Genomic DNA, 2504 nt, shown 5'->3' with positions numbered 1-2504 from the left:
GGTCTCAAGGTCAATTCAGATGGTCTCCTGTCGGATATGCACGCTTCGGCTGATTACCGTGCCAACCTGGTGAAAGTCATGGCGAAAAGGGCGGTAGCGGAAATCGCCAACAGACCGATGTGAGAAGCATCTTGTGACAGGCGATCGTAAGTGTTCACCTGGCGCAGAGCGTCGCTCGCGCTGCGTGATATTCGCGTTCCAGCCGTGCAACCAGATCGCCCGCAGGTAGAATTTCCTTGATGGCGCTGATGCCTTGACCGCAGCCCCAGATATCCTTCCAGGCCTTGGCTCCAGTGGTTGCGGCTTCAAAGTCCATCTTTGATGGATCAGCCTCCGGCAAATGATCCGGGTCCATTCCGGCCTTGGCAATCGACGGTTTGAGGTAATTGCCATGGATACCGGTGAAGTAATTCGAGTAGACGATGTCTGACGAGGCGGAACCGACAATCATCTTTTTGTAGCCGTCGACTGCGCGCGCCTCATTGGTGGCGATGAACGGTGAACCGATATAGGCCAGATCCGCGCCCATGGCCTGCGCTGCGAGTATCGCGCCGCCGGTGGAGATTGCACCCGAAAGAAGCAGCGGACCATCGAACCATTCGCGGATTTCCTGGATCAGGGCAAATGGCGACAGTGGGCCCGCATGGCCGCCAGCTCCCGCCGCAACCGCGATCAGCCCATCCGCACCCTTGCGAATCGCGGAATTGGCGTGGCGGTTATTGATAATGTCGTGGAGTACGATGCCGCCATAGGAATGGATCGCCTCATTCACCTCAGGCACCGCGCCGAGCGAGGAGATGACGATCGGAACCTTGTATTTGACGCACATGCCGAGGTCATGTTCGAGCCGCTTGTTGGAGCGGTGCACGATCTGGTTGACCGCATAGGGGGCGGCGGGACGATCCGGGTTTTTCTCGTCGTGGTTGTGCAGTTCTTCGGTGATTTCAGCCAGCCACTCGTCGAGTTGCGCCTCGGTTCGCGCATTGAGCGCGGGAAAGGAGCCGACGACCCCCGCCTTGCATTGCGCAAGAACCAAAGCCGGGTGCGAAACGATGAACAAGGGCGCTCCAACGACTGGAATGCGCAGCCTCTGCTTTAGTACCTCCGGCAAAGCCATCAACCACTCCCAAGAAATTTTGACGTTTGCGTAAACGTAACTCTTTTACCAGACCTGTGGCTTTCGGCAAGCGAAACAAGCGACGCCGGGCCCAATGGTAGCCACGATATATCGCAACTGGGAATGGACAAGGATGCTTTTATGCCGGTTCTTACCTCAACCATTTTATGGGGTGTATCTGTTGCCCCGCGACCTGTACCCTCAACCGGGGCGAAAGTGCCATCACTGCGCCGTCAAAGTCTTGAATAAGCAGTCGAATGCGCTAAGGCTAACGGTTCATTGCGAAATGATTTGAAGGAAACAGGTGAGTTGGAAGCGATCGAGCAAGCGATCCGGAACGCATTGGCGAAATCAGATGCCAAAAATCCTGCCATTCGTCAGAAAATCTATGAATCGGCATGGGGTGCGCACGAACGTTCGCTTGCTGCAAATGGCGCGCTCGACGAAAACCAGCGCGAAGACCGTCGCGAGATGCTGAAAGCGGCCATCACACGGATCGAGGACGAGGTGCAGGCGACAGGCGGGATAACACCGCCACCCGCGCCGGAGCCGGTTGCAGAACCAAGCGAACCGATGTTTGCACCAGGTCCTCCAAAGTCACGTGGCACAGATGCGCGGATCGAGCCGTCGATCGATATTGGCCCTCCTGAGGTGGAGGCGCCGGTTCTCGTGGATGATGATTCGAAAGCCGATAATTATCGTCCGGGAAAGGCGCGCAGAAAATTGCGGCGAGATGGGGAGCGCCGCAAGGCCAGTGGATTCTCCAAGGCTCTGATCATACTGGCATTGCTCGCCGTCGCGCTTGGCCTATTTTGGGTCGTTGCCTCCGGCATCATTAAGCCGAAACCGGGCATGGCGCCATCGAACACCACCGGCCCGGCAGCCACCGAGAGCAGCCAGGAGCCGACGAAGGAAGGCCAATTGTCGGCAACGGGCAACTGGATCGAGGTTTTCAATCCCACCGACATGTCGCAGGTTGCCCTTGAGGGGCGCGCGACGGCGACGATCGGCGGTGATCAGTTGGAAAAATTCGTGCGAATCCAGTCGCCCACCGAAACCGATACGATCAGCTTCAAGGTTGGGCAGGGCGTGCTCGACCAGCTCGCCGGCAAGACGGCTGTCTTCGATATCATCGCCAAGGCTGAAGATGGCAAGAGCTCACAGATTGCCGTCAGCTGCGATTTTGGCAATCTCGGGGATTGCGGGCGTAAACGCTTCGACATCTCGGATGCAAGCAAGGAATATCTGGTTCAGGTGCAATTCCCCGAGGGTAATGCTCCTGCGGAGGGCGGCGTGATCAAGATCAACTCGGACGTCACGCAATCGGGGAAATCCGTCAATATCATCGCCATTCGCGCCCAGGTCGCGAATTGAGCAAGATGGCGCG

Annotated in this window: 2 protein-coding genes; one reads left to right on the top strand and one right to left on the bottom strand. The window is 57.5% G+C overall.

Annotation, left to right across the window (positions count from 1 at the left end; all coding sequences use genetic code 11):
- Nucleotides 1-154 precede the first annotated feature (154 nt).
- Nucleotides 155-1117: a nitronate monooxygenase family protein gene (locus AAAB35_RS29825; protein ID WP_340671961.1), complete on the bottom strand. Its 963-nt coding sequence runs from the start codon at nt 1115-1117 to the stop codon at nt 155-157.
- A 309-nt stretch (nt 1118-1426) separates the two neighbouring features.
- On the opposite strand from AAAB35_RS29825, the gene AAAB35_RS29820 reads away from it, so the two are divergent.
- Nucleotides 1427-2491, top strand: coding sequence for a hypothetical protein (locus AAAB35_RS29820; protein ID WP_340671960.1), 1065 nt, complete (start codon nt 1427-1429; stop codon nt 2489-2491).
- The last annotated feature ends 13 nt before the right edge of the window (nt 2492-2504 follow it).

The sequence above is a fragment of the Phyllobacterium sp. genome, assembly GCF_037994425.1.
Classification (GTDB): Bacteria; Pseudomonadota; Alphaproteobacteria; order Rhizobiales; family Rhizobiaceae; genus Phyllobacterium.
The sequence above is the reverse complement of the archived record's forward strand: the minus strand, read 5'-3'. Positions and strand labels throughout refer to the sequence as shown.